Below are 24,957 nucleotides of genomic sequence, written 5' to 3'. Positions count from 1 at the left end.
ACCGTCGCGGGTGTGAGCGCGACGACGGACGACGTCCCCCGCCCCACGCCGGACGTCTCCCCTGCCGACGCGGAGCGCTGGCGCGAGGTCGTGCAGTGGAAGGACCGGGAGCTGCAGAGACCGTCCGGGCTCTTCAGCCCGGTCGTCCACGGCATCGCCGGCATCCGCAGCGAGGTGACGTCGCTGCTGCGCCGGGTGCCGGGCGTGTCCCAGGTCGACGAGAGCGTGCAGGGCGTGCTCCACCAGCTCGCCGCGGCCGGTGCCGGGGCGGGCGCGGCCACGCTGCGTCGCGACGCGGTGTTCGCCGACTTCCGCGAGCACGGCCACGACGTCACCGACTTCAAGCACATCCGCCGCCTCGACATCGCCGACGTCGAGACCGTGATGCCGCGCCTCGACCTCGGCTACACCGTGTTCGCCGGCGTCCAGGGCGGTGTCACCGGCTTCCTCACCAGCACGGGCGTGACGGCCGCAGCCGGCGGCACCACCGGCGCGGGGCTCGGCAGCATCCCCGGGATCGCGGTCATGGTGGCGACGCTGACCGGCGACACGCTGCTCACGGTGGCGTCCTGCACGCGCGCGGTCGCGCACGTCGCGGCCTACCACGGCTACGACGGCACGAAGCGGTCCGAGCAGATCATCGCGCTCGCGGTGCTGTCGGTCGGGCTGTCCTCCGACGAGGACTCCCCCGCGGCGTACCAGGAGCTCGCCGAGCTGATCCACGCGAAGACCGAGGAGAACCAGAAGCGCAAGCAGCAGCAGGCGCAGATCAAGCGGCTCGGGCACGCGGTCTACCAGCGCCTGCTGGGCCAGATCGGGCAGCGGGAGATCGCGCAGCTGGTGCCCGTGCTGGGGATCGGGGTCGGGGCGGTGCTGTCGGCGCGGCTGCTCGCGAAGGTGGTCGACACCGCCGAGCACCTCTACCGCGAGCGCTTCCTGCACGACAAGTACGAGCTGCCGTTCGGCGTCGACCTGCCGTTCGACCCGGCGACCTACCAGCCCTACGTCGACGGCGAGGCCGACGACGGCGGCGACGACATGGACGACGAGGGCGACGAGATCTTCGCCGGGGCCTGAGCCCGTTCGGCCCAGCGTCCACCGGGCGTTCATCCGGCGGCCACCGGTCGGGCACGTCACGGATCTCCGCGCCCCGTCCCGGCGACCTAGCGTCAGGCGGGATGACCGCCCTCGTCGCGCCCGTCGGTCCGGCTCCGGGAGATCCGCCGAGCCGGCTCGCCGGCGTGGTCGAGACGGTGCGGGGCTGGGTGCGCGCCCTGCCTGCGCCGGGCGACGTCGCCGCCGTGGCGGGCGCGGCCGGGGAGTGGCTCGGGCACGCGACGCTCGACCCGGCGCGGGTGCTCCTCGGGCGCGAGCGCGACGACGAGCCGGCTGACGACGTCCTCGAGGAGGCGCCGCCGTTCGCGCGGATCTACGCGGTGGTCGGCGCGGTGCAGGCGGGCGCGACCGGGTTGGTCACCGGGCTGCTCGGGGCGGGCCGGTGGGCGCCGGTGGTGGGGGTGATCGGGGCGCTGGGCCTGGACTCGTTGCTGACGACGGCGACGTGCGTGCGCGCGGTGTCGCACGTCGGGGCGCACTTCGGGTTCGCGGCGCGGTCGGAGGACGAGAGGACCGCGGTGCTGGCGCTCGTCGCGACCTCGCTCGGCGGGACGACCGAGGGCGACCGGCGGCACCTCGCGGCGCTGGTCGTCATGCGGCTGTCGGTGCAGCGGGGGCCGACGGAGCTCGTGCGGCTGGTGCCGACCGTGGGGCCGGTGCTCGACGCGGCGCTCGGGGCCTACCTGGGCGCGCGGCTGCTGGCGCGGGTGGTGGACGACGCCGAGCGGCACTACCGGGCGCGCTACCTCCGCGAGCGCGGGATGCTCGCCGCCTGAGCGCCCTCGGTGATCGAAGTACCGATACGGACACTCAACGTCAGCGACGGCACTTCGCTGGCACCCCGGGTCAGGCGCGCTCGGCGGAGGCGGCGAGGTGGGCGCGGACGTCGGCGACGGTCGTGAAGACCTGGTAGCCGAGGTCGCGGAGGCGCTCGCGGGCCGGGTCGCGGACCTCGGGCGCGAGGAGGACCGGCGGCGCGAGGGCCCGGCGGCTGATCCCCGTCGGCCACAGGGCCTCGGCGTCGGTGAGCACGCCGCCGCCGCGGGGGTCGTGCACGCGCGCGTCGCGGCGCGGCGGCGGGAAGCCCTGGGCGGCGAGGTCGGCGACGAGGTCGTCGAGCGACTCGGGGGCCTCCGACGCGTCGGCACCGATCACCGCGCGCCCCGAGCGCCCGCGCCGCGGCCGGTACTCGGTGTGGTCCCCCGGCGCGGACTCGACGACGGCGAGCGGACCGGTCGGCGCCGAGGGCGTGATCCCGGCGGCCGCCGCGGCCTCGAGCACCGGGGTGATCGCACCCTCCGGGTCGCCCAGGTAGCGGGACTCGGCCACGCGGACCACGGGCCAGCCGCAGCGGCGCAGGTCGTGCTCGGCCTCGACGTCGGCGCGGGTGGCCGGGCGGCGCGTCTCGTCGCCGTCGCAGAGGACCGCCAGCCGCCCGCTCGCGCCGGTGACGACGAGGTCGAGCACCCGCCCGTGCACCTCCACCTGCGGGACGACGGCGAACCCGAGGTCGGAGAGGTCGGCGAACACCCGCTGCGCGAACAGGCTGCCGAACGCCGGGTGCCGGTGCTCGCGGTCCACCTCGGCGGGCGCGGGCCGGTTCTCCGGCGCGCCCGCGGAGCCGTCGGGCTCGCTCGCGGTGACGTGCTCGAGGAGCTTGCGGCGCAGGTCGGTCTCGGCGAGGTCCTCGGCGTGCACCGAGTGGAACAGCCACATCTGGTCGCGCGCCCGCGACGCCGCGACGTTGAACGCCTGCCGGTAGCGCTCGGCCGTCAGGGCCACGAAGCGGTGGCCGGGCGCGACCACCATGGAGAGCCACACGACGTCGCGCTCGTCGCCCTGGAAGTCCGCGGCCACGCCGACCCGCAGCCGGCGACGCTCCCACGTCTCGACGTCGAGCCGCTCGCGCAGCAGGCCCTCGACGAGCTCGACCTGCCCGTGGCCCTGCAGCACGACCACCCCGAACGTCGCGCCGGCGTAGGCGGGGTCGGCGGCACAGCGCGCGACGGCGTCGGCGAGCGCGGCCGCCTCGGCGTCGTTCGCCAGCGACGACCCCTGGCCGCGCACGGCGGCGTCCGGCACGAACGTCGCGCGCAGCGGCGGCAGGCGGTCGGCCCCGAACTGGCGCAGCGGCACCAGCGGCGCGTCCGCCTCGCCCGGCCCTGCGTAGAACTCCCGCGACGACCACCCCACGATCTTGGGCATCGACCGGAAGTGCTCGCGCAGCCGGATCGGCGGCCCGAACGTCGCCCGGAACACCGAGAAGACGCTGGCCCGCGGCGTGAACTGGCTGCGCAGGTAGAACGGCACCTCGGGCAGGTCGGTCTCCAGACGCGCGAACGCGGGCTCGAGCGACCCGCCGGCGACGTCCGCGGGTGTGCACTGCCGGTCGTCGCCGACGACGATCACCCGGGGCGCGAGCCAGAGCAGGAACAGGCTGGTCAGGTCGGCCTGGCTGGCCTCGTCCACGATGACGACGTCGAACGCGTCCGGGCGCGGCGCGACGGTCGCGAGCACCTCGCGGATCGGCATCACCCACGCCGGTACGGCGTCGCGGGCGACCTCCACGGCCTCGCGGGCGGCGGCGCGGTAGTGGTCGGCGTGGCGTCCGGTGCCGCGTCCCACCGCGGCGACCGAGGCCCGGTGGCTCTGCAGCGCGCGCATCTGCTCGGCCGTGATCCGGCCCAGGCACGCCCGCCACGCCCGTGCGGCCGCGAGCTTCGCGGTGAGGCGCGCGAGCTCGACGTCGAGGTCGGCGAGACGGTCGGGCGCGTCCTCGGCGGCCGCCCACTGCCGCGTGCGCGCCGCCGCCCGCGCGTAGGCCCAGGCGTGCTCGAGGCGCTCCTCGCGCTCGGGCCACGGCTCGGCGGCATGGGCGCGCAGCAGCGCGACGACCCCGGGCGCGGCCCTCTCGAGGCGGTCGGCGAGGGCGTCGAGACGGCGCTGGTCGCGGGCCTCGGCGTGCGCGGACTCGACCGCGGCCACCGCGTCGGTGTACGCGTCGGCGTCGCGGCGGCGCAGGGCGTCGAGGACCGCGACGAGCTCGGGCGCCTGCCGCTCGGGCGGAACCCCGCCCTCGACGCGCTCGACCACCTCGTCGAGCTCGGCGCGCGCGAGCTCGGCCGCGCGGTGGTCGTCGACGTCGAGGGTCAGCGTCGCGAACGCCCGCAGCCGCGCCAGCGAGTCGACCCGCGGGCGCTCGGCCGGCGGCAGGGCGGCGAGAAGCCGGCGCACGGCGACGGCGGCCGTCAGCACCCGGCCGACGGCCAGGCACGTCGCGCGCAGCGTGAGGACCTGCTCGACGAGCATCGCCCGGTGCTCCGCGCGGCGCAGCGGGCGCCCGAGGGGGCCGAAGCCCTCGGAGAGCCGGTCGGTGATCTCGAGGATGCGCAGGTGGTGGGCGATCGCCGACGCCCCCGACACCGTCGACGCCTCCGCGCCGTGGAGGTGGATGCCCGCGAGGTGGGGCTCGACGGCCTTCTGCTCGTCGGGCTTGAACATGCGCCGCGTCGTGCCGCCGTCGGCGAGGAACGCGGCGAAGCGCTCGAACACCGGCGCCGCGGCGGCGACGTCGACCGACTCCTCGACCCGGACCTGGGCGGGGCCGGCACGCCGGTCGTGCTCGAGCAGGGCGTCGACGGCCCGCAGCCCGTCGGTCGCGCGCCCCCACAGGTGCCCGGCGCGTCCGGAGAGCACGGCGTCGGCCACCCCGTGCGCCCACGCGGCGTCGTCGCCGGTGTCGTCGAGCTCGGCCAGCGCGTCCGCGACCCGGCGGCTGACCGCCGGCAGGTGCGCGGCCGCGTCCGGGGGCAGCCCGCCGAGCGCGGCCACGAGCGGTCCCACGTCACCCGACGTCGCGTCGAGGCCCCGCAGGACGGTGGCCGCGAGGTCGGCGACGTGGTCCTCCGGGGGCAGCTCCACCGGCGGCGGGAGCACCTGGCGGGCGCGTTCGCGCCGCGCCGGGGTCTCGGTGGCGAGCAGCGCGCGCAGCGTCCGGAACTCGTCGCCCGACAGCGGCGGCGTGGCGGGCAGCGCGACGTCGGGGCCGACGACCTCGGCGAGCCACCCGTCGCGCTCCCGCGCGCTCCGCAGCCGACGGACGACCTCGGCGCGCGTGCCGGTCATGCCCGGGCCGAGGTCGCGCTGCACGGCGGTCTCGGCGGCGCGCTCGGCGACGAGGGCGTCGAGCGCGCTCTCCCGCTCGGCGAGCAGGGCGTCGCGGCGCGCGCCGAGGTCCGCGACGGCGCGGTCGGCCTCGTCGAGGTCGAACTCGGTGCTGCGCGTGGCGAGCCCGGCGATGCCCGCACCGAGCCCCGGGTCCTCGTCGGCGTCGGCCAGCGAGACGCAGAGGTCGCGCATCTCCGGGGGCAGCTTGTCGCGCAGCACCCGCAGCGCCTGCGCCTTCTCGCTGGTCACGAGCACGCGGCGGCCCTCGACGAGCAGGGCGCAGAGGAGGTTCGCGATGGTGTGGGTCTTGCCGGTGCCCGGCGGGCCCTCGACGACGACGCCCGAGTCGCGGCCCAAGCGTCCGAGGATGCGGCCCTGCGCGGCGCCGACGGGCAGCGGGAAGAGCGGGTCGGTCACCGGAGGCTCGTCGTGGCCGGTGCGCGCGAGCCAGGCGGCGCGGTCGACCGGCTCGATGGCCGCGACGAGCTGGGCCAGCCCGACGGGCAGCGGCCGCGCCGCGTCCGCTCCTGTGTCCGCGAGGTCGGCGACCATCGCGTCGTAGAAGGTGCGCAGCGCGGCGGCCCCGCGGCGGCGGGCGAGGAGAGCGGGGGCCGGCACCAGGGCGATGTCGGGGCCGGTCGGGCCGATCCAGTCGTCGCCGCAGACGTGCTCGACGCGCAGGTGCCGGTCGGCCCACCCGGCGAGGATCCCGACGAGGTCGGGGTCGAGCGGCGAGGCCGGCGCCTGCTGCTCCGCGGGCGCGGTGTCGTCGACGAGGCCCGTGCCGACGAGCAGCTCCTCGTCCTCCCAGCGCGTGGCGTCGCCGGCGAGGGTCACGACCATCGCGTCCCCGTCGCGCTCGATGCGCACCGGGCGGGTCAGCAGGTGCACGCGCACGTCGTGGTCGGGGGCGTGCAGCAGGCCGCCGGCGAGCACGAGCTCGACGGCCTCGGGCTGGTCGGCGGCGGCGCGCATGAGGTCGAACAGCGCGTCGAACGTCGCCCGCATCGGGCCGTCGGCGGGTGCGCGGAGGAGCTCGTCGCCGGCCTCGCGGGGACGGCGGACCGCGGCCTGGTCGGCGACCTCGACCAGCGGGAGCTCACCGACGTGGTGGCGCGTGTGGCGCACCGGGCGCGCCCGCGCGAGCGCCACCCGCCGCAGGACGCCGACGAAGCGCTGGACGCGGTCGCGCAGGGCGGGGTCGTGCTCGGGGAGGTCCTGCGGGCTCGCGGCGGCGCCGGCCGGCTCCTGCGGCACGCCCACGACCACGCCGCTCCTCCCTCCTGTCGTGCTCCCCCGACGGCCCAGAATCGCATCCCGCCCTGGTGGCGGGCCGCGTGCCCTGCCGTCGGGGCGCGTCGGCCGGCGATGGAACCGTGCAGCTCCCGGCTGCGTCGAACCCCGTGACGGCACGGTCGTCGGCAGGGTGTCGTCACGCTGGCGGCGCACGGAGGGAGGGCGGATGGGCACGTCGGACGATCCGCGGGAGGCCGCGCGGTTCGTGGCGGGGCTCGCGGCGGCGGGCGGGCGCGGCGAGGAGGTCACGGCCGTGCTGCGGGCACGGTACGGGACGTCCCGCACGCTGCTGGCGGGCGCGGAGCTGGCGCTGCTCGACGCCGCCGACGCGCTGCACGCCCGTGGGTGGGGCGCGCGCGACGTCACCGAGGTGGTGCGCCGGCGGCTCGCGGCGGGGCGGGTGGTGCTGGCGGTCGACGTCCTGGGCGCCGCCGCGGCGCGGCGACCACGCGGGGAGGCCGACCTCGCCGAGCTGGACGCCGAGCCGCCCGCGCGGGACGTGCCGCTCGTGGGGCAGTGGAGCTCGGTGCGCGGGCTCGACCCCGACGACGCGCTGGCGGCGGCGGTCGCGCTGGTGGGGCTCCTGCGCTCGCTGCCGACCCTGCCCCGGCTCGGCGAGGAGGAGCGCGCGCCCGAGGGGGTCGACGCGCGGGTCCTCGCGCGGGTGCGGGCGCTGCTGGCGAAGGCGGAGTCCACCGAGTACCCCGAGGAGGCCGAGGCGCTCTCGGCCAAGGCCCAGGAGCTGATGGGCCGCCACGCCCTCGAGCAGGCGCTGGTCGCCGGCCCCGCGACGTCGGCGCCCCGGGCCGCCGCGCGGCGCCTGTGGCTCGACCCGCCCTACGCGAACGCCAAGTCGAGCCTCGTGCACCAGGTGGCGGCGGCCAACCGCTGCCGGGCGGTGAGCCTGCCCGCGCTCGACATGGTCACGGTCGTCGGGCACGCCGCGGACCTCGCGACCGTGGAGCTGCTGGTCACCTCGCTGCTGGTGCAGGCCGACCGGGCGATGCTCGCGGCGCGCGACGGGTCGGTGCCGCGGTCGCGGACGCGCTCGTTCCGCCACGCCTTCCTGCTCGCCTACGCCACGCGCATCGGCGAGCGCCTCACCGCGGCCGCCCACGAGGCCCAGGCGCACGCGCGCGCCGAGCTGGGCGAGGGGCTGCTGCCGGTGCTCGCGGCGCGGGCGGAGGTCGTCGAGCGGACGGTCGGCGAGCTCTTCCCGCGCCTGACCCGGCGGCGCTTCAGCGTCGGCAACGGCGACGGCTGGGCCGCCGGGCGGGCCGCCGCCGACGCCGCGAGCCTGACGCCGGGGCGCGAGGCGCTCGCCGAGCAGCAGGGGTAGAGGATGCACGGGTGCCCGGCAATCGCGAGCGACGCGCCGCCAAACAGCGGCGTCGTGACGCCAAGCGGGGTCACGCGCCCGCGGAGGCCCCGCGGCCCCAGGACCCGGGGCTACCGCCGGAGTCACTGCAGGCGCTGCTCCGTCGGGCCGCGGCCGACCTGGCCGGTGGCGACGAGGGCGCGCTCACCGAGCTGCGCCACGTCCTCGCCGAGCACCTCGCCCGGCGCCGCGAGCGGGTGCTGGCCGCGTGCGACGCGGTCACCGCCGAGGTGAGCGTGCCGCCGGGCGGTGACGGCCTGGGCGCGGCCCTGGCGCGCGGCGAGACGGTGTCCACGTGGGCCGAGCGCGAGGGCGCACGCACCGAGGAGGCGGCGGTCGCGACGGTCCGCCTGCTCGCGTCCGCGATCTGATCGCTTGACCTGGACAATGGTCGAGGTTCTACGTTCGGAGCCATGACCGAGACCGACCAGGCCATCCCGCTCGCGGTGGTGATCGGCAGCGTCCGCGAGGGGCGCTTCGGTCCCGTCGTGGCGCAGTGGTTCGCCGAGCGGGCGCGACGGCGGCCCGCGTTCTCCGTGGACGTCGTCGACCTGCTCGAGACCGGCCTCGACACCGGGTTCGCCGAGCGGATCGACGCCGCGGACGCCGTCGTCATCGTGACCCCGGAGTACAACCACAGCTTCCCGGGTCCGCTGAAGACCGCCATCGACGCGACCGGCGGCGAGTGGCGCGCCAAGCCGGTCGGGTTCGTCGCCTACGGCGGGCTGTCCGGCGGGCTGCGGGCGGTGGAGCAGCTGCGGCCCGTGCTCGCCGAGCTGCACGCCGTCGGGCTGCGCGACACCGTCAGCTTCCACGGCGCCGCCGGCGCGTTCGACGCCGCGGGACGGCCCCGCGAGGACGCCGCCGACGCCGCGGCGACCGTGCTGCTCGACGCCCTCGCCTGGTGGGCGCCCACGCTGCGCCGCGCCCGCGACGAGCAGGCCGCGGGGGTCTGACGTGACCGACCACCACGCCCACCCCCGCCCCTACCCCGGCCAGGAGCTCTCGGTCGGCGAGGTCGCCGAGCGCTCCGGGGTCGCCGTCTCCGCGCTGCACTTCTACGAGCGCGAGGGCCTCATCCACAGCCGCCGTACGCCCGGCAACCAGCGACGCTTCCGCCGCGAGGTGCTGCGGCGGCTGTCGTTCATCCGCATCGCCCAGCGCGTGGGCATCCCGCTGGCGGAGATCCGGTCGGCGCTCGACTCGCTGCCCGACGGGCGCACGCCGACCCGCCAGGACTGGGAGACACTCTCGGCGCAGTGGCGCGCCGAGCTCGACGACCGCATCCGCCGGCTCCAGCAGCTGCGCGACGACTTCACCGGCTGCATCGGCTGCGGGTGCCTCTCGCTCGACCGCTGCGGGCTGGTCAACCCGCACGACCGGCTCAGCGCCGAGGGACCGGGGCCGCGACGCCTCGTGGGCTAGAGGATCCGCACCCGTCCCGGCGGCGGCGCGGGGACGGCGTCGGGGTGCAGGGCGTGGGCGATCGCCTCGATCCCGTCGACGAGCCGCGGGCCCGCGCGCACGACGTAGGAGGCGGAGTCGACGGCCACGAGCGGGACCCCGGGGACCCGCTCGCGCACGACCTGGGCCTGGGCGACCGCGTCGTCGAGCCCGAAGCCGCAGGGCGCGACGAGGACGAGGTCGGGCGGGTCGTCGGCGATCTCCTCCCAGGTCGTCGCGACGCTGCGCCCGCCGTCGATCCCGGCGACGGGCTCGCCGCCCGCCCGCCGGACCATCGCCGGCACCCAGTGCCCGGGCAGGAACGGCGGGTCGACCCACTCGAGGGCGAGGACCCGGGGTCGCGGGCGGCCGGCGAGGGCGGTCTCCACGGCGTCCAGGCGTCGCCGGAGATCCGCGACCAGCGCGTCGCCGGCGTCGGCCGCCCCCGCGGCGCCGGCGACCGTCGCGACGGCGTCGAGGACCTCGTCGAGCGTGTGCGGGTCGACGGTGAGGACCCGGGCGTCGATCGCCAGCTCGTCGAGCGCCTCGGCGACCGTCGACTCCGGCAGCGCGCAGACGCGGCACAGGTCCTGGGTGAGCACGAGGTCCGGGGCGACGTCGCGCAGGGCCTCGCGGTCGAGCGCGTACTGCGGGAGCCCGGCCGCCGCGCGCTCACGGACCACGGCGTCGATCTCGCCGGGCGTCAGCCCGGAGGGCAGGGCGGTGTCGACGACGACCGGCCGCCGCTCGCGGATCCCGGCCGGCTCGTCGCACTCGAACGTCACGGCGACCAGGTCGTCGGCGAGCCCCAGCGCGCCGACGATCTCCGTGGCCGCGGGCAGCAGCGACGCGATCCGCACGCCCCGACCCTATGTGAGCACTTTCCACGGCTATAGGCGTGGAAAGTGCTCACGTACCCAGGAGCGGGCGGGGGTCGAAGACCGCGCGGATGGTCCGGGCGCGGCCGTCGACGACGTGGGCCCAGTTGACGGTGAGCATCGGGGCGTCGGTGGCGGTCGTGTGCAGGTCATAGACGGTGAGGACGTCGGGGCCGTCGACGAAGACGTGCCGGACCTGCACATCGGTGACGATCGACAGCAGGCCGTGCAGGCTCGCGACGTTGTCCTCGATGCCCTCGACGTGGCCCATCGGCCCGTCGAAGACGACGTCCTCGGCGAGGACCTCGCGCAGCGACTCGGCGTCGTGGCGGCGCCAGCCGTCGAAGTAGGCGGTCATGGTCTCGGCGGGGGTGCGCATGGCACCAGCCTCGGACGCGACGACCCAGAAGTCGAAGAGCTGCTCGGACTCCCTGCTACAACTCGGGGTTATGGAGCTCCACCAGCTGCGCTACCTCGTCGCGGTCGCCGAGGAGGGCGGGTTCACGCGGGCCGCGGCGCGCGAGCACGTCGCCCAGCCGGGCATCAGCGCGCAGATCGCGCGGCTCGAGCGCGAGCTCGGGCAGGTGCTGTTCGACCGGTCGGCACGCGGGGTGCGGCTCACGCCGGCCGGGGAGGCGGTGCTGCCCCACGCGCGCGCAGCACTCGCGGCGGTCACCGGCGTCCGGGACACCGCCGACGAGCTCGCCGGCCTGGTCCGCGGCCGGGTCGCCGTGGGCATGGTGCGCGGGGGCGGCGTCGTCGACCTGCCCGGCCTGCTCGGCGCGTTCCACCGCGAGCACCCCGGCGTCGCGATCCGGCTGGTCGAGGACGCCACCGACGCCCTGCTCGACGGCCTGCGCCGCCACGACCTCGACCTCGCCTGGGTCGGGCGCCACGGCGAGCCTCCGGCCGATCTCGCCGTCGACGTCGTGCTCGACGTGCCGCTCGTCGCGGCGTTCCCGTCCGGGGACGCACCGGCCGAGGTGACGATCGCCGAGCTCGCCGAGCACACCCTCATCGCCCTGCCCGTGGGGGCCGGCGTGCGGGCGGCGCTGGACCGGGCCGCCGCCGACGCCGGCGTCGCGCTCCGCCCGGCGCTGGAGGCGGGCTCGCCGCCGCTGCTCGCCGACCTCGCCGCGCAGGGCCTCGGGGTCGCCGTCGTCCCCGCGCCCGCGCTGACCGGCCGGGACGACGTGCGGGCGGTGCCGATCGTGCCCGAGGCCCGCGCCTCCATCGACCTCGCCCGCCGTCGCGACACCCCGCTGAGCCCGGCCGCGCGCGCCCTGCTCGCCCGCGCCCGGGCCGGCATCACCTGACCGGGACAATCGCGCCGTGGACCTCGTGCTCGGTGTCCGGCTGTTCGTGCGCGGCGCCGTGACGGTGCTGCGCACGCCGCGCCTGCTGCTGCTCGGCGCGATCCCGGCGCTGATCGTGTCCGTGCTCTACGTCGGCGCGCTGGTGACGCTGGTCACGTGGCTCCCCGACCTCGCGGCGACGCTCACGCCGTTCGCCGACGGCTGGTCGGAGACCGGGCGGTCGCTGACGCGGATCGCGGCGGGCGCGGCGATCGTGGCCGCCGCGGGAGCGGTCGCCGTCGTCACCTTCGTCGCCGTGACGCTCGCGGTCGGCGGGCCCTTCTACGAGCGCCTCGCGGAGATCGTCGACGACGAGGTCGGGCCGGTGCCGGCGGTCCGGGAGACGTCGTGGACCGGGTCGGTGGTGCGCGGGGTGCGCGACGGGCTGCTGCTCGTCGCCCTGTCGCTGCTCGCGGCGGTCCCGTTGTTCCTGCTGGGCCTGGTGCCGGTCGTCGGGCCGGTGCTCGGGCCGGTGGCGGCGGCGCTCGTCGGCGGGCGGCTGCTGATGATCGAGCTGACCGCGCCCGCCCTGCAGCGTCGCGGGCTGGACTTCGGCGCCCGGCGTCGGCTCCTGCGGACGCGGAGGGCCGCGACCTGGGGCGTCGGCATCCCGACCTACCTCCTCGCGGCGATCCCGTTCGTCGCGATCATCGCCATCCCCGCGGCCTCGGCCGCCGCGACGCTGCTCGCGCGGGAGCTGCGCGGGGAGCCGATCGCTGTGGCGTAGTCAGACGTAGGCGGACCACTCGGGCATCGGCGCGCCGCGCAGGGAGGCCCCGAGCCGGTCGAGGTACCAGCGCCAGCCGGCGTCGACGTCCTCGACCGACATCCCGGGGACGAGGCGCTGCGCGAAGACGAGCACGGCGCCCGCCCCGTGCGGCTCGACGGTGAGGTCGACGAGCCACGCCTGGTCGTCGGGCGCGGGGAACTCGACGGCGAGGTGGCGGGGCTCCTCGCAGGCGAGGATGCGCACGTCGGCGGGCTCGGCGACCTCGCCGCCCGCGTCGGCCTCACCGGTCAGCGTGAACGCGACCGTGCCGCCGACACGGGGCTCGCCGGTCCAGGTGCCGATCCAGCGCCCGAGCCGCTCGGACTCGGTGATCGCGGCCCAGACGTCCTCGACGGGGTCGGGGTACTCGCGGCGCCAGATCGCCGTCGTCGTGCCCTCGGGGTCGGTGCGGACCTCAGCCGGCGGCGTGGTCATCGGTGTCTCCCTGGTCGCGGGTCGGTGCGGCGTCGGCGGCCCGGCGGGCGCGCCGACCGCGGTGCATCTCGGTGTCGAGGGCGTCGAGCCGGCTCGCGGGGCCGCCGAGCGCCGGCAGCGGGCGGAACCGCCCCAGCCACGCGTCGAGCTCGGCCAGCGGGCGGCGGTCGAGCGCGTAGATGCGGTGCTGGCCCGCGACGCGCGACGTCACGAGCCCCGCCTCGCGCAGCACGCGCAGGTGACGGCTGATCGCGGGACGGCTGACGGGGAAGGCCGCGGCGATCTCGCCCGCCCCGACCTCGCCGTCCGCCAGGCGCTCGACGATGGCCCGGCGGACCGGGTCGGCGAGGGCCTCGAGCGGGAGCACGAGGAGATGTAACCAGAGCTTTCATTAACCGTCCAGCTACACCTCGGTGATCGAAGTACCGCTACGGACACTGAACGTCAGCGACGGCACTTCGCTGGCACGACCTCAGAGCAGGGTCGGCTGCTCGTCCTCGTCGTCGCCCTCGGCCACGGTCACCGCCGGGGCGTAGCGCGCCGCGGCCGGGAGCACGCGCAGGGAGCCCTCGGCGTCCTTGACGACCAGCCGCATCGCCTCGAGCAGCCCCACGACGTCGGCGGCGAAGCGCTCGCCGTCGGCGATGGCCGCCTTCGACCAGTAGCGCCCGTACTCGCCGACCAGCTCGGTGAGCACCTCGCGCACCGACGGCCACGGGACCGACTCCGGGTCCTCGGCGGGCCGGAACTGGTAGATCAGCTTGCTGACCAGCAGCAACGCCGCGTGGGCGACCGTGCCGCTGCCGGGGAACGCGACGTCGGAGCAGCCGCCGTCGACGTCGAGCGCGGCGAAGCCCTCGGCGCGCGCCTCGACGACGAGCCCCGTGCGCGCCTCGATCCGCCGGGCCTCGTCGCCGGCGTGGCGGCGGAGCTCGGCGAAGCGCGCGGGCTCGAGGTCGTCGGCGAGCACCACCGGGTCCTCGACCAGCCGCCGCCGCGCCGCCGTCGACACCGACCCCCGCGCGCGGGCCCGCGCGAGCAGGTCCTCGGCCGACTCGGCCCCGACGACCGCGCCGGTCGGCAGCAGCGCCATCCGGTCCTGGCGCACCTCGAGCAGCGCGTCGGCGTCCGCGTCGTGCTCGTAGAGCCCCACGCCGCGGTCGAGCTCGCGGACCATCCCGTGCGCGATCAGCCACCGCAGCGCCGTGACCAGCGCCCGCCGCGACGCCGTGTCGGTGTCCATGACGATCCCGGCCTCGGCCGCCGCGGAGTGCACGGCGTTGACGAGGTCACGCAGGCTCGTGCGGTCGGGTCCCGACGTCGTCGCCGCCAGCACCAGCGCGAGCGCGGTGTACTCGGCGGGCGTGAACGCGCGCGGCGTCGTCGCGATCGTCCGCAGCGGCCGGTCGGCGGGCACGTGCCCGACCTTGACCAGCCGCGCCGTGTCGGCCGTGACGACCAGCCGGTAGTTCAGCTCCTGCGTGAACCACGCGTCGAGCGCGTCGGCGTGCCGCCGGACGAGCGCGACGACCTCGGGGTCCTGCTCGACGGTGCGCCAGGGGCGGGCGAGCAGCGCCCGCGTCGCGGTGACGAGCTCGCCCTCGCGCTGCGGGTCGCTCCGGGCGGCGGTCACCGGCGAGCCCCGGTGTACGCAGCGAACGGGTATCTCGTGCGCGTAGAAGCAGCGAACGCCACGTTCGCGGCAACACCGGCGCGCGACCGCCCGGTGATCAACGGGGAGTTCGTGCGCCTAGAAGCAGCGAACAGCGCGTTCGCTGCCACCACCACGCCGGCCCTCACGGCGCCGGCTCCACGGTCAGGGTCAGGTCGCGGACGCGCAGAGCGCCGGCGTGGGTGGGGACGATCGTGGACGCCCCGGGCGCGCGGACCACGGTGCAGCGCACGCCGTCGAGCACGACGGTGCCCGACGACGCGGCGGGCCCGAGGTCGGCGACGGCGCGGGCGAGCACGCGCTGCAGCTCGCGCAGGGCGGGCTCGGACAGGCGGGCGGTGAACCCCTCGGCGCCGGTCTGCAGCAGTTCCGCCCGGGCCGACGCGGCCCGCTTCTCGGCGTCGGCGCGCCGGGCCAGCAGGTGGCGACGTTCCTGGCTGCGGTCCTGCACGCGGCTGGTGCGCCCGCGGCTGGTGGCGTCGCCGCGCTCGCGCAGGCTGATCGGCACCTGCGCGGTCGGCGCCTCCCACCACGACACCGACGCGTCGACGGGGTCGGTGTCGTCGCCGCCCGCCCCACCGAGGTGCCGGGCGCCGGCGAGCCCGAACGCCGCGGCGGCCAGCTCGTGGGCCCCGGCGGGGTCGCCGCGGTCGAAGAACAGGGCGAGCCGCAGGTAGTCGGCGCGGCGCGAGGCCCCGGCGGTGCCGGTGCGGGAGAGGCGCGTGAGGTTCTGGGTCAGGGTGCGGACGGCGTCGACGGCATCGCGCTCGAGCGTCTGGACCCGGCTCGGACGGCCGAGCGAGGAGACGAACCACGACGCGAGGTTCTCCCAGTCCGCGACCGTCGCCCCCGGCTCGCGGCGCACCCGCACCGACGCGAGTCCCGCCGCCGCGACCCGCGCCGCCAGCCCGTCCGCCGCGCGCTCGACGATCACCGGGACCCGCGGCAGCACCGTCTCCAGCAGCGCCGCCAGCGGGCGTGCGCGCCGGCGCAGGGCCTCGAGCCGCTCGCCGACGTAGCCGACGAGCACCTCGGAGAAGAACGCGAACTCGTCCTCGTCGAGGTCGAACCGCGACTGCCACTGGTTGATCGCCGCGAAGAACTGCGTGATCTCCGCGGAGAACGCCACGTGCGGGTCGAACACCGCGCGCACGGCCTCGGCGAGACGGTCCGGCGGCGCGGTCGCGGGGTCGAGCGCGGCGACGGCCTCGAGCCCCGCCCGCACCTGGTCGAGACGGCCCAGCGACACGTCGCGCACGTCGTCGACCTGCGCCAGCACGCCCTCGACGAGGTCGTGCACCTCCTGCCCGACCCGCGTGATGAGGTAGCGGTTGCGGCGCCGGTAGTAGTCCTCGACCGTGCCGACCTGGCCCACCGACGCCGAGACCTCGAGGTTGCCCCAGCCCCGCAGCGCCTCCAGCCTCGCGGTCACGGTGGCCTCGTCGAGATCGCCGTCGAGCCGCGCCGTCACGTCGGCCGGCGTCAGCTCCGCGAAGAACGTCCCCGCGAACACCGCGAGGATCGCCCGGTACTCCGGCGACTCGGTGACGTAGGCGAAGACGGAGGTCCGGACGCCCGCTCGGAGGGTCGAGCTCCGCTCCGCCGCGTCTCCCGTCACGCCGAGACCTCCAGCGAGGCCCCGTCCCACCGGTAGTGCACGAGCGCGATGGCCCGCAGCTCCGGGTCGCGCAGCACCTCGGTGATCGCCAGCGCCGGGACGGTCGGGTGCGTCCCCCACAGCCGCTCGGAGGTGACGACGAAGTCGACGTCGAGGTCCACGAGCAGGCCGAAGAGCTTGGCGTGGTTGTCCTCGGAGACCTTCGCGAACGCGTCGTCGAGCAGCACGAGCCGCGGCGCGCCGACCCCGTGCGGGTCGTGGGCGGCGGCGCTGGCGGCGGCGGCCGCGGCCATCGGCAGCACCGTGACCAGCTTCTTCTCGCCCTCCGACAGCGTCGTGCGGCGGGTCAGCAGCTCGTCGCTGCGGCCGGGCCTGCGCAGGTAGAGGCGCATCTCGTGCCAGGTCCGGTAGTCGAGGACCTCCCCGATGACGCTGCGGTACGACGCCTCCGGGTCGCGCGCGCGGGCCTGCTCGACGAGGGTCTTCACGGCCTCGCGGACCTGGTCGTCCTCCTCGGGCGAGCGCACGTCGGGGTGCTTGCGGAGCAGCTCGAGCGCGGTGGCCGTCTCCGGGTCGAGGTCCCCGCGGGCGCGCCAGTCGAGGCGCACGCCGATGCCCTGGCTGGAGGTCACGCCGCGCAGGATGCGGTTCATCCGGTCGACGAGCTCGCGGGCCGCGAACAGGGCGTCGGCGACCTCGCGGGCGATCCGGCCGTGCAGCAGGTTGCGCAGCGCCTGGTCCTGCTGCGCCGAGAGCAGGCTCGTCGCGCGCCGGCGCTGCACCGCGACCCGGTGCACCATCTGCGCGAGCACCGCCCGCGACGGACCGCTGACGTGCACCGCGAGCGGCATCCCGTCGGCGGCGCGTCGGCTCTCGACGTCCCAGCCGCTGGCGAGCTCGTCGCGCGCCGCCCGCAGCGCCTTGTCCAGCGCGTCCTCGCTGACCGCGCGGCGCGGGGCGGGCAGGCGCTCGCGCAGGGCCGCGACCAGCTCCTCGGCGCCCTCGACGGAGTCGGCGACCGACGGCAGCGGTTCCGGGGACGTCTCCTCGTCGGTCTCCTCCGCGTCCCCGGCCCGCTCCGCCGCCTGCAGCAGCCCGGGCACCGCCGCGGCCTCCCCGAGCCGCGCCCGCGCCGACCGCGCCGCGCGCTGCTTCTCGTCGAGGCCCCGGCGGGTCTCCTCGAGCGTCATCTCGGCCTTCGACACCGCGACGGCGGCCGCGGTCTGCTCCTCGCGGGCCTCCTCGAGGCGGGCGGCGATCGTCCGCAGGCGCTCGTCGAGCTCGCCGACCCGCGCCGCGACCTTCGCGGGCTCCTCGCCGAGCGACTCCTCGATCGTCGCCAGCTCCGTGCGGACCGAGGCCGCGCGCCCCGCGGCCTCCCGGTGCTCGCCGACGGCGGTCGCGTGGTCGGCGGCGTCGCGCTCCCACGCGGCGACCGCCTCGCGCCAGGCGCGGGCCGTGCGGCCGACGCGGTCGCGGGCGGCATCGACGGCGGCGAGCGCGCGCTCGGCGTCGGACACCGCCTCGAGCAGGCCGTCGAGGCGGTCGGGGTCGGTCGGCACGCCGGCCTCGGACGCGGCGCGCGAGAGGGCCGTCCATGCGTCGTCGGCGCGGCGGCGGGCGTCGCCCGCCGTGACGGCGAGCTCGCGGTGGCGGTCCTGCGCGCCGTCGGCGAAGCGGACCGCGCCGGTCGCGGCGGCGACGGCGTCGTCGACCCCGCGCGTGGCGGGCAGCTCGGCGACCAGCCGCCGCAGCGTGTCCGCGTGCGCGTCGAGGGCGTCGGCGACGGTGTCGGCGGCGTCGCGACGGGCCTGCGCGCCGGCGATCGTGGCGGCCAGCTCGGCGAGCCGGCATTCCCGGGCCTGGGCCCGCGCGCCGGCGCCGACGTGCTCGGCGGCCGCCTTCGTGTGCCGGCCCCGCAGCGGGCCGGCGGCGAAGGTCCCGTCGGTCGACACCCGCACGGGGCCCGCGGTCGTCCCCACGGCGGCGAGCACGGACGCCACCGTCTCGGGCGGCACCGCCCCCGTGTCCACCGGCGCGAGCAGGGTGTCGAGCGCGGGCCCTTCCGTCGGGACGGACGCGCCCGCGACGAGAGCGCCCACCCGCAGCGTCCCGTCCCCGTCGACGTGCGCGGTGAGCAGGCCCGACGCCTCCAGCGCCGCCTCGAGCCCGGCGCGCTCGGCGTCGTCGAGGTGCTCGCGGAAGTCGACGAGCGACGCCAGCAGGACGCCGTCGGGGGCGTCGTCGTCGGTCCGCCACGGCGCCCGGGGCAGCGGCAGCTCGCCGGCCGCGCCCACCTGCTGGTGCTCGGCGCGCAGGCCGGCCAGCTCGGCATCCACCTCCTCCACGGCCGTGCGGGCGCGGGTGCGGGCCCGGTCCAGCGCGCCCGTGACGTCGTCGGCGGCCTGGCGGGCGCCCGACCGACGGTGCTCGGCGGCGCGGCGCAGGTCGTCGTCGGGTCCGTCGGTCGGGACCGCCGGCACGTCGAGCCAGCCCGTCGCACCCCCGGCCTCGGCCACGGGCACGGCGGCCACGTGCTCGGCCAGGCGCCGGGTCCAGCCGGCGACCGCCTCGGCGTGCTCGTCCGCCGCGGCCCGCGCGGCGCGGCGGGCGGCGGCCGCCTGCTCGTCGGCGGCCTCGTGCGCGGCGAGGGCCTCGCCGGCGGCGGTGTCGGCGGCCTCGGCGACCTCGGTGGCGCGCCGGGCGCCGCGGGCGTGCTCGGCGACCGCCCGCACCGTCGTCCGGTGGGTCCGCAGGGCGTCGCCGACGGCCGTGAGGTCGAGCTCCGCGGTGGGGTCGTCGTCCGTGGGGACCTCGACCGTCGTCTCACCGGCCTCGTCGCGGCGGGGCTCGGTCACCGGGGCCGGCGGGTCGGGCAGCCGCCCCGCGATGCCCGGCGCCGACGCGTCGCGGGCGGCGTCGGCCACCGCGCGCAGGTGCTCGGCCACCCCGGCGAGGTCGGAGTCCAGCTGGCCCCGCGCGGCACCCACGGTGCCCGCCGCCGCGACCACCCGTTCGCGGGCCCGGGCGCGATGGCCGTCGAGCGTGGCGACGTGCGCGTCGGCGCGGGCGACCTCGTCCCGGCGGCGCACGAGGTCGGCGTGCGCGGTGTACTCCGGCAGCGCCGCGAGCCCGGCCCGTTCGGCGGTGGCCTCCGCGTGCTCGTCGGCGAGGTCGGCGCTCGCGCGGGTCGCCGCCTCCTGCGCGGCGGTGGCCTTCTCGACCCCGGCCCGGTCGCGGTCGACACGACGCGCGGCCGAGCGGGCGATGTCGAGCGCCGACGCCACCGCCTCGACCTCGGTCATCAGCACCCGGCGGGCGTAGTCGGTGTAGACCTCGACGGCGCCGTCGAGCGCCTCCGCGGTCCGGGCGAGGTCGGTGACGTTGCGGCGGTGGTCCTCGAGGTCCTCGAGCGGCTGCGCGGCGTCGTGCACCGCGTCCTCGGGCACCGGCGGCAGCGCCTCGCGCAGCGTGCGCGGCAGGTCGGTGTCGATGCGGTCGCCGACGCGGGGGTTGCGCACCTGGTGCAGCAGCCGGAAGTACGCCCCCGGGTCGACGCCGCCGAAGAACCGGCGGGCGATCTCGGCGCGGTACTCCGCGGTGGACGTGAACACCTGCCCGCGCGTGCCGAGCTCGCTGCGCAGGACGTCGACCGAGAACGGGACGTCGGCCTCGGTGAGGCGCAGGTCGATGCGCACCCGGCGGTCGGTGGAGAACCACCAGACCGCGACGCGGTCGGTGCTGCGGTTGGCGCGGATACCGCAGCCGACCGTCCGGTACTCGACCTGTTCACCGCTGCCGCGGGCGAACTCGATCCACAGGTAGCCGGTGCGCTGGGTGTCGTCGTGGTCGGACAGCATCCAGCTGCGCAGGACCCCGCGCTGCTCGCCCGCCGCGTCGATCTTGCGGACGTCCGCCTCGAGCAGGAACGGCAGCAGCATGTTCATCGCCGTCGACTTGCCCGACCCGTTGACCCCGCGCAGGAGCAGGCGTCCGTCGCCGAACTCCAGCACCTCGTCCTGGTACTGGTAGACGTTCAGGATGCCGGCGCGGGAGGGCTTCCAGCGCTGCTGATCGTCTGCGGGCACCCGGACGAGGGTACGGAGCAGGGATCAGGTGCCCGCCAGCCAGTCGGGGTCGCCGAGGGCCGCCAGCGTCTCGGCCGGCGCGTGGGCGAAGCGCGGGTCGGCGGACGCGCCGCGGGTCCAGGTCAGGGCGCGGGCGACGACGGCGGCGCGGCAGGCCGTGCGCGTCAGGCGCACCAGCTCGCGGTGGGGCGCCAGGTCGGTGAAGACCTCGAGGTAGGCGTCGCGGGGGCGGGTGAGGGCCGGGTCCGTCGTGTCGACCGCCAGCAGGCGTCGCACCGAGCCCAGCGCCACGAGCAGGCTCGCGAAGGGGTGCGCGAGGACGGCGTCGCCCCAGTCGGCGAAGCGGCCGTCGGCGAGGACGTTGCCGATGTGCAGGTCCTGGTGGTCGACGCTGGACGGGACGGTGCCGGCGAGCTCGTCGGCCCAGGCGGCCACCTCGGCCGCGCGGTCGGGCCCGCCGATCGTCGCGACGGCCTCCGCGTACCGCGCGGGCAGCGCCGGCGGGGTGGCGTCGGGCACGCCGAGGGCGGCCATCGCGTCGAGGTGCGGCACGAGGCGGCGCTGCAGGTCGGCGTAGCGCGGCAGGGCCGCGGTCAGGGCGGCCGACGGGTCGGTGCCGTCGTCGCGGACGCTCGGGCCGGTGTCGGGCAGGAGCAGGCGGTGACGCTCGACGTCGACGGCGAGCGGGGTCGCGACGGCGTCGGGGGCGACGCGGGCGAGCAGCGCGTGCAGCCCGACCTCGGCCGCCATGCCCGCGACCGGCTCCTTGAGCCACACCGGCCCGTCCGCCGTCGGCACGCGCAGCACCGTCGACCAGGCGCGGTGGCGTTGCGTGACCTCGCCCGTGGGGTGCGATCCGGTGACGTCGGCGATCCACGCGAGCACCTCGTCGCGCCAGCCCGGCGTCCCGCGCTCCTGCACGGGCTCATCGTGCCCCGGGCTACCGTGCCGGTGTGCTCGTCGTCCTGCCGCCCTCGGAGACCAAGGCCCCCGGCGGCCGCGGGCGCCCGCTCGACCTCGACGCGCTGTCGTTCCCGTCGCTGAACCCGACGCGCAAGGTGCTGGTCGACGAGCTGGTGGCCCTGGCCGCCGACGTCCCGGCCTCCCGCGCCGCGCTCGACGTCTCCGAGCGCCAGGACGACGAGATCGCCCGCAACGCCGCGCTGTGGACCTCGCCGACCACGCCCGCGCTGCGCCGGTACACCGGGGTGCTCTACGACGCCCTGGACGCCGCGTCGCTGACGCCGGCGGCGCGGCGGCGGCTGCTGATCTGCTCGGCGCTGTTCGGGCTGGTCGGGGGCACCGACCCGATCCCGGCCTACCGGCTCTCGGGCGGGAGCGCGCTGCCGGGGCGGGCGGGAGATACCGCCGAGCGGAGCTCGACCCAGGGTCGGAGTCTGCGCGTGACCTGGCGCCCGGAGCTCGTGCCCCTGCTCGACGGGCAGGACGACCTGGTCGTCGACCTGCGCTCCGGGCCGTACATGGCGCTGGGCCCCGCGAAGGGCGCGGTGACGCTGGACGTGCACAGCGAGGCCGCCGACGGCTCGCGGACGGTGGTCAGCCACGCGAACAAGTCGCACAAGGGCCACGCGGCCCGGCTGCTCGCGTCGTCACGGCGACGCCCCAAGGACGCGGGCGGGGTGCTCGCGCTCCTGCGCGACGCCGGCCTGCGCGTGGAGCAGGCCTCGGACCGCGCGCTCGTCCTGGTCGTCCCGCGCTGACCGAGGCACGGCGTGTCTCAGCGTGGCGTCCACGCTGACGCTGGACGCCAGCATCTCCACCAGCTCGTTCCCCGTGGCCCGGCCGCGGACCGACCGAGATCGTGGTGGATTTCCTGACGTTGGACGCCGGCGTGGACGCCAGGCTGACACGCCCCGCGGGTCCCGCTCGGCTGCTCAGCCCTCGGCGAGGACCGCGTCGGACAGCGGCGGCCAGGCGGCCTTGGCCCAGTCGCCGAAGTCGCGGTCGGCGAGGGCCACGCACGCCAGGCCAGCGTCCGGATCCACCCACAGGAACGTGCCCGACTGGCCGAAGTGCCCGAAGGTCCGCGCCGAGTTCGTCGCCCCGGTCCAGTGCGGCGACTTGTCGTCGCGCAGCTCGAAGCCCAGCCCCCAGTCGTTGGGCTTCTGGTGCCCGAAGCCCGGGATCGTGCCGTTGAGGCCCGGGAACTGCACGGACGTCGCCTCGTCGAGCGTCGACCGGTGCAGCAGGGCCGGGGCCTGGAGCTCGGCGGCGAGGCGCAGCAGGTCGTCGACGGTCGAGGTGGCGCCGTGGCCCGGCGAGCCGTCGAGGGTCGTCGACGCCATCCCGAGCGGGGCGAGGACGGCCTCGTGGAGGTAGTCGGCGAACCCGATGCCGGTGGCCTCCTCGATCGTCGTCGCCAGCACCTCGAACCCGGCCGACGAGTACAGCCGCCGCGTCCCGGGCTCGGCGACCGCCCGGTGCTCCCCGAACGCGAGCCCCGAGGTGTGGGCGAGCAGGTGGCGCACCGTCGACCCCTCCGGCCCGGCGGGCTGGTCGAGGGTGATCGCCTCCTCCTCGACCGCCACCAGCGCCCCGACGGCCACCAGCGGCTTGGTCACCGACGCCAGGGGGAAGCGCCGGTCGGTCGGGCCGCGGGTGCCGCGCACGGTCCCGTCGGCCGCCACCACACCGGCCGCGGCGTGCTCGACGGGCCAGTCGTCGATCTGGGCGAGGCTCTCCACCCGCGCGAGACTAGGGGTCAGTCGCCGAGCGCATCACGGGCCGCCGACGCCGCGTCGTCGAGCAGCGTGCGGGCGGCGGCGTAGCCGCGCGGCTGGTTGGACAGCAGCACGACGACGTAGCGCCCGTCGGCGTCCGGGAAGCCGGCCGAGTGCAGGTCGACGCTCGACCCGAGGCAGCACAGCCACCCCTGCTTCGCCACCGCGGAGCCGCGGCGGGCGGGGTCGAGCAGGCCGAAGCCCTGGTCGAACCCGTCGGCGGCGGTGGACGGCGCGTCCGCGAGCGACTGCAGCACGAGGTCGCGGTCGTCGGGCCTCAGGCCGCTGGTGACGAAGGCGTAGAGCGCCGCCACGTCCCGCGCCGACGTCCGGACCTCGCCCCACTGGGACGTGTCCGCGGGCGGGCTGGTCTCCGCGAGACCGAGCATCGACGCCACCCGCTCGATGCCCGCCGGGCCGCCGTAGGTCGACCACAGCGCGTTCATGGCGTCGTCGTCGCTGAGGCTGAGCGCCCGCCGGAAGCGCTCCTCGTCGGCCGGCGTCGTGGTCAGCTGCCCGGCCTCGCGCCGGGTCAGGATGTCGACGATCGTGAAGAGCTTGGCCACCGACGCCGCCCGCAGCGGGGTGGCGCCCTCGCCGTTGGCGGCGGTCTGTCCCGTCGCGCGGTCGAGGACGGCCACGCCGAGCGTCACGCCGCTGCGCTCCTCGGCCGCCGAGGCGGTCGCGTCGACGGCGGCCTGGGCCCGCGAGGGCGCCGGCGCCGTGGTGGTCGGCGGCGCCGTCGTGGGGGCCGCGGCCGGCGGGGGCGCGGGTGCCGGGGCGGGCGCGGATCCGCCCACCGAGCACCCGGCGACGAGCGTCGCGACGACGAGCGCGGCGGCGAGGCGACCACGGCGGAGCCGGCGCTCGAGGATCACTCCGTGATCTTCCGCCCACCGAGGTGGACGGCGCGCGACGGACGGCCGATCTCCGGCGGACGTCACATCGGCGATCACGCCGCGAGCATCACCTCGTCGGCGCGCAGGGCGGCGACGACACGCTCGGTCATGGCGCGCTGGACCACCCACTGCCGGCCGGGCTTCGTACGAGCCGTCAGTCGGAGGGTCATACCGGACGCGGACAGCGACTCGACGCCGAGCACCTGCGGCTCGTCCAGCACGTCGGCGCCGTGCCCGTGCTCGGCGATGCCGGCCGCCGCGGCCTCCTCGGCGATCGCGGCGGCGCGGGTGACGTCGGTGTCGATCGCCAGCGGGATGTCGACGACGGCGACGGCGTGGTCCTGCGAGCCGTTGCCGACGCGCTCGATCGTGCCGTTGCGGACGTACCAGACCATGCCGGTGACGTCGCGGACCGTCGTCGTGCGCAGCCCGACCCGCTCGATGGTGCCGACCGCGTCGCCGAGGTCGACGTGGTCGCCGACGCCGTACTGGTCCTCGAGCAGCATGAAGATGCCGGACAGGAAGTCCTTGACGAGGTTCTGCGCGCCGAACCCGATGGCGAGCCCGAGCACGCCCGCCGAGGCGAGCACCGGCGCGAGGTTCACGCCGAACTGGCCGAGCACCATCATGGACGCGGTCCCGAAGATCAGGATCGTGGCCGCGTTGCGGATCACCGAACCGACGGTCCGTGCCCGCTGCGCCCGCCGCGCGGACCCGAACGCCTGGATGCGGTCGGCGTCGGAGACCCCGCGCCGCCGCCGCAGGAGCGAGAGCAGGCCCGGGACGCCGGCGCCGGCGGCCACGTGGCCGATGACGCGGTTGACGACGAAGCGCACGACGACGGCGACGAGCACGATGAGGGCGATCGTGACCGCAGTGTGGAGGAGCCCGTCGAAGGTCAGGACAGGAGCGATCGGCACGGCAACCACCTCGGGGAGCGGGGAGCGTCGGGTACGGGATGCCGGCGCGCCACCGTGCCGCAGGACCCGGGGCGGGAGCAAACCGCGTGCGCACGGGGCCGGTCGGGCGTCGGTCCAGGGCCGCTCGGCGGTACGGCAGGGGCGGGCGGCGTGGGATCCGTGTGATCGGCGCGTCGGACGGG

The 24,957-nt window shown here is 77.0% G+C and carries 21 protein-coding genes; 9 read left to right on the top strand and 12 right to left on the bottom strand.

Going from position 1 to position 24,957, the window contains the following annotated elements; all coding sequences use genetic code 11:
* Positions 1-12 precede the first annotated feature (12 nt).
* Positions 13-1,077: an EcsC family protein gene (locus PGB27_RS24340; RefSeq protein ID WP_274203019.1), complete on the top strand. Its 1,065-nt coding sequence runs from the start codon at positions 13-15 to the stop codon at positions 1,075-1,077.
* Between the two features lie 101 nt (positions 1,078-1,178).
* Positions 1,179-1,892: a hypothetical protein gene (locus PGB27_RS24335; protein WP_274203018.1), complete on the top strand. Its 714-nt coding sequence runs from the start codon at positions 1,179-1,181 to the stop codon at positions 1,890-1,892.
* A 70-nt stretch (positions 1,893-1,962) separates the two neighbouring features.
* On the opposite strand, the gene PGB27_RS24330 is transcribed toward PGB27_RS24335, so the two are convergent.
* Complete coding sequence (locus tag PGB27_RS24330; protein ID WP_274203017.1) at positions 1,963-6,546, bottom strand: AAA domain-containing protein; 4,584 nt, start codon at positions 6,544-6,546, stop codon at positions 1,963-1,965.
* 199 nt (positions 6,547-6,745) lie between these two features.
* Between PGB27_RS24330 and PGB27_RS24325 the strand changes: the two genes are divergently transcribed.
* Genes PGB27_RS24325 through soxR form a run of 4 tightly spaced genes read left to right on the top strand, consistent with a single transcriptional unit; the run spans position 6,746 to position 9,382 of the window.
* A complete protein-coding gene (locus PGB27_RS24325) occupies positions 6,746-7,918 on the top strand; it encodes a DUF2786 domain-containing protein (RefSeq protein ID WP_274203016.1) in 1,173 nt (390 codons plus the stop codon).
* A gap of 11 nt (positions 7,919-7,929) precedes the next feature.
* A complete protein-coding gene (locus tag PGB27_RS24320) occupies positions 7,930-8,328 on the top strand; it encodes a hypothetical protein (protein ID WP_274203015.1) in 399 nt (132 codons plus the stop codon).
* A gap of 42 nt (positions 8,329-8,370) precedes the next feature.
* Complete coding sequence (locus PGB27_RS24315) at positions 8,371-8,913, top strand: NADPH-dependent FMN reductase (protein WP_274203014.1); 543 nt, start codon at positions 8,371-8,373, stop codon at positions 8,911-8,913.
* 1 nt (position 8,914) lies between these two features.
* Positions 8,915-9,382 carry a redox-sensitive transcriptional activator SoxR gene (gene soxR / locus PGB27_RS24310; RefSeq protein ID WP_274203013.1) on the top strand — a complete coding sequence of 156 codons (468 nt, stop codon included), beginning with the start codon at positions 8,915-8,917 and terminating at the stop codon, positions 9,380-9,382.
* Here soxR and PGB27_RS24305 read toward each other — a convergent pair.
* Both PGB27_RS24305 and PGB27_RS24300 read right to left on the bottom strand, forming a co-directional pair.
* Positions 9,379-10,260, bottom strand: coding sequence for an ABC transporter substrate-binding protein (locus PGB27_RS24305; RefSeq protein WP_274203012.1), 882 nt, complete (start codon positions 10,258-10,260; stop codon positions 9,379-9,381). The genes soxR and PGB27_RS24305 overlap by 4 nt on opposite strands.
* Positions 10,261-10,309: 49 nt before the next feature.
* On the bottom strand, positions 10,310-10,657 hold the full coding sequence (locus tag PGB27_RS24300; RefSeq protein ID WP_274203011.1) for a nuclear transport factor 2 family protein: 348 nt from the start codon (positions 10,655-10,657) through the stop codon (positions 10,310-10,312).
* Positions 10,658-10,727: 70 nt separating this feature from the next.
* Here PGB27_RS24300 and PGB27_RS24295 point away from each other — a divergent pair, with 70 nt between their 5' ends.
* A complete protein-coding gene (locus tag PGB27_RS24295; protein WP_274203010.1) occupies positions 10,728-11,594 on the top strand; it encodes a LysR family transcriptional regulator in 867 nt (288 codons plus the stop codon).
* A 16-nt stretch (positions 11,595-11,610) separates the two neighbouring features.
* Positions 11,611-12,360, top strand: a complete 750-nt coding sequence (locus PGB27_RS24290) for an EI24 domain-containing protein (protein ID WP_274203009.1) — start codon at positions 11,611-11,613, stop codon at positions 12,358-12,360.
* Here PGB27_RS24290 and PGB27_RS24285 read toward each other — a convergent pair whose 3' ends face one another.
* The 6 genes from PGB27_RS24285 to PGB27_RS24260 all read right to left on the bottom strand — a co-directional run bounded on the left by PGB27_RS24285 (position 12,361) and on the right by PGB27_RS24260 (position 21,136).
* Positions 12,361-12,837, bottom strand: a complete 477-nt coding sequence (locus PGB27_RS24285) for an SRPBCC domain-containing protein (protein WP_274203008.1) — start codon at positions 12,835-12,837, stop codon at positions 12,361-12,363.
* Positions 12,818-13,204, bottom strand: coding sequence for an ArsR/SmtB family transcription factor (locus tag PGB27_RS24280; protein WP_274203007.1), 387 nt, complete (start codon positions 13,202-13,204; stop codon positions 12,818-12,820). The genes PGB27_RS24285 and PGB27_RS24280 overlap by 20 nt, the downstream gene beginning before the upstream one ends.
* A 105-nt stretch (positions 13,205-13,309) precedes the next feature.
* Positions 13,310-14,470: a TIGR02678 family protein gene (locus tag PGB27_RS24275; RefSeq protein ID WP_274203006.1), complete on the bottom strand. Its 1,161-nt coding sequence runs from the start codon at positions 14,468-14,470 to the stop codon at positions 13,310-13,312.
* A gap of 163 nt (positions 14,471-14,633) precedes the next feature.
* The gene (locus PGB27_RS24270; protein WP_274203005.1) at positions 14,634-16,127 is read right to left on the bottom strand and encodes a TIGR02677 family protein; all 1,494 of its coding nucleotides are present in this window, start codon (positions 16,125-16,127) and stop codon (positions 14,634-14,636) included.
* Entirely contained in the window at positions 16,124-20,215 is a 4,092-nt protein-coding gene (locus PGB27_RS24265) for a TIGR02680 family protein (protein WP_274203004.1), read from the bottom strand. Before PGB27_RS24265 ends, PGB27_RS24270 begins: the two co-directional genes overlap by 4 nt.
* A 24-nt stretch (positions 20,216-20,239) precedes the next feature.
* Positions 20,240-21,136 carry an aminoglycoside phosphotransferase family protein gene (locus tag PGB27_RS24260; RefSeq protein ID WP_274203003.1) on the bottom strand — a complete coding sequence of 299 codons (897 nt, stop codon included), beginning with the start codon at positions 21,134-21,136 and terminating at the stop codon, positions 20,240-20,242.
* A 32-nt stretch (positions 21,137-21,168) separates the two neighbouring features.
* Here PGB27_RS24260 and PGB27_RS24255 point away from each other — a divergent pair, with 32 nt between their 5' ends.
* Complete coding sequence (locus tag PGB27_RS24255; RefSeq protein ID WP_274203002.1) at positions 21,169-21,936, top strand: YaaA family protein; 768 nt, start codon at positions 21,169-21,171, stop codon at positions 21,934-21,936.
* 174 nt (positions 21,937-22,110) lie between these two features.
* Here the strand turns inward: PGB27_RS24255 and PGB27_RS24250 are convergent, their stop codons facing one another.
* The 3 genes from PGB27_RS24250 to PGB27_RS24240 form a co-directional block, all read right to left on the bottom strand.
* On the bottom strand, positions 22,111-22,920 hold the full coding sequence (locus tag PGB27_RS24250) for a serine hydrolase domain-containing protein (RefSeq protein ID WP_274203001.1): 810 nt from the start codon (positions 22,918-22,920) through the stop codon (positions 22,111-22,113).
* Between the two features lie 17 nt (positions 22,921-22,937).
* Positions 22,938-23,834 carry a serine hydrolase gene (locus PGB27_RS24245; RefSeq protein ID WP_274203000.1) on the bottom strand — a complete coding sequence of 299 codons (897 nt, stop codon included), beginning with the start codon at positions 23,832-23,834 and terminating at the stop codon, positions 22,938-22,940.
* Between the two features lie 74 nt (positions 23,835-23,908).
* Positions 23,909-24,775 carry a mechanosensitive ion channel family protein gene (locus PGB27_RS24240; RefSeq protein ID WP_274202999.1) on the bottom strand — a complete coding sequence of 289 codons (867 nt, stop codon included), beginning with the start codon at positions 24,773-24,775 and terminating at the stop codon, positions 23,909-23,911.
* Positions 24,776-24,957 lie beyond the last annotated feature (182 nt).

The organism is Actinomycetospora lemnae (genome assembly GCF_028737315.1).
Lineage (GTDB): Bacteria > Actinomycetota > Actinomycetes > Mycobacteriales > Pseudonocardiaceae > Actinomycetospora > Actinomycetospora lemnae.
This window is presented reverse-complemented; position numbering and strand designations above follow the sequence as displayed.